The organism is Ruminococcus sp. AM43-6 (assembly GCF_003461785.1).
Taxonomy (GTDB): domain Bacteria; phylum Bacillota; class Clostridia; order Oscillospirales; family Ruminococcaceae; genus Hominimerdicola; species Hominimerdicola aceti.
Genome location: NZ_QTXU01000058.1, coordinates 1 through 4,556, shown reverse-complemented (window position 1 = coordinate 4,556; position 4,556 = coordinate 1). Strand labels below are relative to the sequence as shown.

The window sequence follows — 4,556 nt, the reverse complement described above, 5'->3', positions numbered from 1 at the left end:
AATTTATGCAAATTCTCAGGCTCTTTCGGCTGACAATATGTTATACTGCAGGCTTGTCCTGTTACTAATGTCGTTATGCCGTAGATTGCACTGAGAATTAACGTTATAATAAGTCCTCGTTTTGTTTCCTGATTCAGTTTCTTCATCGATCAATTACTCTCCAAGATAAAAAAATACGCTATACTTTTACTGGATGTTCCCAGTTTTCAGTATAGCGTATACTATTTATCTTTTTCAAGGCTTTTGCGCCAAAGTACTTTTTATGACATTAAATGTCACCTTCGTTAATACTCTATTAATATATCAGCAGTAAATATACCATTCTCCCACTCGAAAGATGTAACCCCATTAAGCTGAGTCACTGCCTTTTTTATACTGCTTACACCTATACCGTGTAATCCGTTTCCCGATTTACTCGACTTAAGGTTTTGTGTATCAACCTCATCTGATGAATTCATAACGCAAATTCTAAGTTTATTATCAATTTGTATCAATGAAATGTAGATATATTTATTGACATACGAACATCGTTCAGCTCCCTCAATTGCATTATCAAAAAGATTAGAAAGTATCCGGCAAAGCAGCATATTATCTATGGGCACTGATTCGAACACATTAATTTTAGTTGTAAATTGTATGTTTTTATTCAACGCCTCCTGCCATTTCATATTGATAATAGCATCAACGGCTGAAATACCTGTGTAGCATATTCTGCCCGCGTCTGATAAGCTGTCTGCTAACTTATCCAGATGCTTTATTGCTTCTTTTGGATTTCCATCACTAAACATGGATTTTGCTACAGATATCTGATTATTTATATCATGCTTTAACTGCCTTATCTCATTGTACTTGTTTTCAATGAGCATATAATTTTCTTCTTCTGATTTTAGCCTTTGCTCCATGACTTTCATTTTCAGTTGGTTTGCATATGTATCAAAAAAGTTAAATACGAACAGATTGAGCGCCAGTAATCCAATCACAGTAATCAAATAATTTATCGTCTGTCTGTGATTTAAACCATATGATACAAAAATACCATTGAGAATAAACACGCTTAAAATAGGTATTAGTATAATCGACAGCCAGTTTTTGATTGGAATATCTTTCTGCTTGTTTTTGGAATATTCTATTATGTAAACTGAAAACCAAAAGCAAAACAATTTAGAGCAAAACATGCCGATATATCTTCCTGCTCCTGAAGTTAACTGCTCCAAAGGACTTCCAAAATTAAGCATATATAAAATTCCCATGGGAAGTGATTCTGAAGCAAGTATTACTATTAAAAATATTAATGAACAAAATATTTTTGTACCGAATTTACATTCAAACATAATGCTTGAAATTGCCATCATCAATATAAAAGTAGCAATCAAATGAACCCATGGATACTCAAGAAATAAAGTTACCGAATCAAGTGAAATAAAACAGAGTATCACTGCCGGGACCAATGATTTTTTTCGGAATCTATAATCCTCTTTCATCATATTGTACAAATAGAAAACTATAACCATGCTCTCCGCAAGACAATTCAGACTTTCTATAATTACTTCACTAATGGACATTATCCCCACCTGTTTCTGCTAAATTTCAAAAAAGCTCTTGTGATTTTTTCAAGATGATTTCTGCTGACATATAAGATTTTGCCGTTCTTCATAAATACTTGATTTTTTTTAATGTAGTCAATATTAGTAACGTTTATCAGAACGCTTTTATCGGAACGTACAAATAAACATTCTTCTAACATTTTCTCATAATCTGATAATTTACCTTTCTGATAATATTCTTTGTTAAAGGTATGGATGACGATCTGATGTGAATAAACCTCTATATATAAAATATCGACTGTAAGAAGTTCCTTTTCAATACCATCGTCAATGACTTTTATGTATTTTTTATTTCTATAATACTCTTGGATTGTATCGCTGAGCTGTTTAAAATAAATAGGTTCAGGTTGATTTTTTAATATATATCTAAACGCCTTAACTTCATAGCCTTGATAAACGAATTTGTCATAACCGGTCATAAAAATAAGGATCACATTTTTATCAAGTTGTCTTATAAACTCTGCCGTCTGTAAACCATTTAGATCTTTCATCTCAATATCAAGAATGAGCAGATCATATTTATCATTTGAAAACTCTGCAATAAATTCTTCTCCACTTTCAAACTCTGAAAATTCAAATTCATTTTCGTGCGTTTGAAATGATTTTATATCTTTTTTTATCTTTTCTATGTAAGATTTTTCATCATCACAAATAGCGATTCTCATAAAAACACCCCTAATTATATTTTAGCACAAAATTCTAACTTTTTCAATATTAATCGTAATTTTAACAAAAAAACAAATATGACTTCCTTCTGGGTTAAAAAATTACGACTTATAAAAAATCTTATTCGCAAAGGTGCAGATTTTGCGAAAGAAAAACAGCTGATCTATGCATTCACAAGCACAGATCAGCTGTTTTTCTTTATTGTATATCCATATGATTTTCTTCTTTCTCTCCCAACTCCATTTTCTTTTTGCGAATAACCCTCATCAGTTTTCTGTCAACTATGCTTTGTAGGTCTTTACGATCGTTGTCATAACTATCCTGAATGCACCTACTAAGACTAACAAACAAACTAAAAATCGTATTCGCAAGCAGATCATTCTCAAACTTCGATATGTTGTCCAGCATAGCCTGTGCACATTCATTGCCGTCGTTTGCAGACTTTGTGAACCATTCGACAGCTTTTTCCTTATCTCTTTCAATGTCCTTAGCCCCGAAAAGATAGATCCTGCCAAGCTGATAACTTGCCCAATGATTTTTGGCAGCACAATTCTCGAAAAAATTGACAGCTTTTTGTATATCATACTTTTCTTCCTGCAAATACAGCTTTGCAAGTGCATACTGCGTATACTCGCTATCTTCTGTCAAGAGCAAATACTTTTCTGCTTTGTCCAGATTTTGAGGCATTATCTCGCCCTGCAAATAAATTTTTCCTAGTCTGTAACTAGCAATGACATCTCCGCTGTCAGCACACTCAGTAAGCAAGGCTATTCCCTTTTCAATGTCCTGTTCCAAATGCTCTCCTGAAATATATTCAAGGGCAAGGAATCTTTTTGCATTGCTGTTTTTAAGTTTGACAGCTTTCTCAATCAATTTTACTGCACTATCCGTATCTTGCGGAATGTGTTCACCTGTCAAAAGTGCTTTGCCATACTCAAACAAGCCGTTCTTGTTATTCATTTCAGCTGAACGTTTGAAGTATTCGATCGCTTTTGTAACGTCTGAGTCTGTTCCAAGTCCAAGCTTGAACATCTGTCCCAATTTGTAAAACAGATCGTCGTTCGCCATATCATCACTTTCGATTTTCAAAAATCCCGACAAAGCTTGTTGGTAATATCGCTGTGCTGTATCGTTATCTTTGGTGACATACTCTCCATATCTGTACATTTGAGCGATAGAATAAGCCGCATAAGGCTGCCCCTGAGAGGATGATCTCTGATACCAAAGAAAAGCCTGCGACAGATCTTTCTCCACACCGCTGCCATAGTAATACAGATTTGCAAGGCTAAATTGAGCAAACTTGTTTTTCTGTTTTGCCGATCTTTCAAACCACTCAAAGGCTTTTTGATAGTCCTGCTCCGTACCAAGACCATAGCAAAACATTTTGCCAATACGATACTGAACATATGGCTTTAATTTCTTAGAGTTTGGTTCTATTCGCAAAAAGCCCTGCAAAGCCCGTGTGTATTTTGCAACAGACATTTCTTCGTTTCTTTCGCCAAGCTTGTCGGTAGAATAAAGCTTTCCGAGATCGTAATCAGCCAAAACATTCCCACGCTGTGATTCAGATAACAAAAGCTGTCCAGCTTTCTTAAAATCATTAAGCTTAGCGTCTTTGCCATAGATAAGCTTGCAGGCTTTTTTGTATTGATCGTTCCATTTGATATAGTATTTTATTGCCGCAGCCGATTCATCTGTTTCTGTCTCTGCCAGCGGTTCTGCTTCATCAAACAGAGGTGACATATTCTGAGGTGTATTATCAAAGTATTCATCATTTGGTTCAGATCCTTCAATTTCAGTATTTGCATCAAATGGTTTCATATTAAGTACTGTACGAATTATCATATTCCGCACCGGCTGAAAAACTTTGTTATCTGCTAGTTTTGGAAGTTCTGTTTCCTTTTGGGTATACGTCTTGTATTTCAAACGTTCAAGACCGCACCATTTCTCATAGAGCTGTTGTATATTTTCATCTTTTGCAAGCTCTGAAAATATTTTATTGACGGTTTCCTTTATCTCCATTGGAAGATAGCCGTAAACTTTTTTGCCTTTCACATTCTGTAATTGGATATATAGTTTTCTGATAAGTTCTTCAAGCTGTGGATCTGTATGATCATTACTTGCAATCCTATTTACAATGCTTTCAAATTCGTTTTTGGAAACCGCTTTCAATTCATCACGGCTTACTGTCTGTTCCTGATAAATGCTTTGCAGATCATCATGAAAAATATCGTTTGCAAATACCGAACGCACTTTATCTATTCCAGCCTTTGTCAGAAAGCCTTG

3 protein-coding genes are annotated in these 4,556 nt (G+C 34.7%); all 3 read right to left on the bottom strand.

Features of this window, described 5'->3' with window-relative positions; genetic code table 11:
- Positions 1-284 precede the first annotated feature (284 nt).
- Positions 285-1,562, bottom strand: coding sequence for an ATP-binding protein (locus DW938_RS14150; RefSeq protein WP_041337558.1), 1,278 nt, complete (start codon positions 1,560-1,562; stop codon positions 285-287).
- Positions 1,562-2,269, bottom strand: a complete 708-nt coding sequence (locus DW938_RS14145; RefSeq protein WP_041337559.1) for a LytTR family DNA-binding domain-containing protein — start codon at positions 2,267-2,269, stop codon at positions 1,562-1,564. The genes DW938_RS14150 and DW938_RS14145 overlap by 1 nt, the downstream gene beginning before the upstream one ends.
- A gap of 199 nt (positions 2,270-2,468) precedes the next feature.
- Positions 2,469-4,556: relaxase MobL (gene mobL / locus DW938_RS14140; RefSeq protein ID WP_147342409.1), on the bottom strand; the 2,088-nt coding region annotated here is incomplete at its 5' end.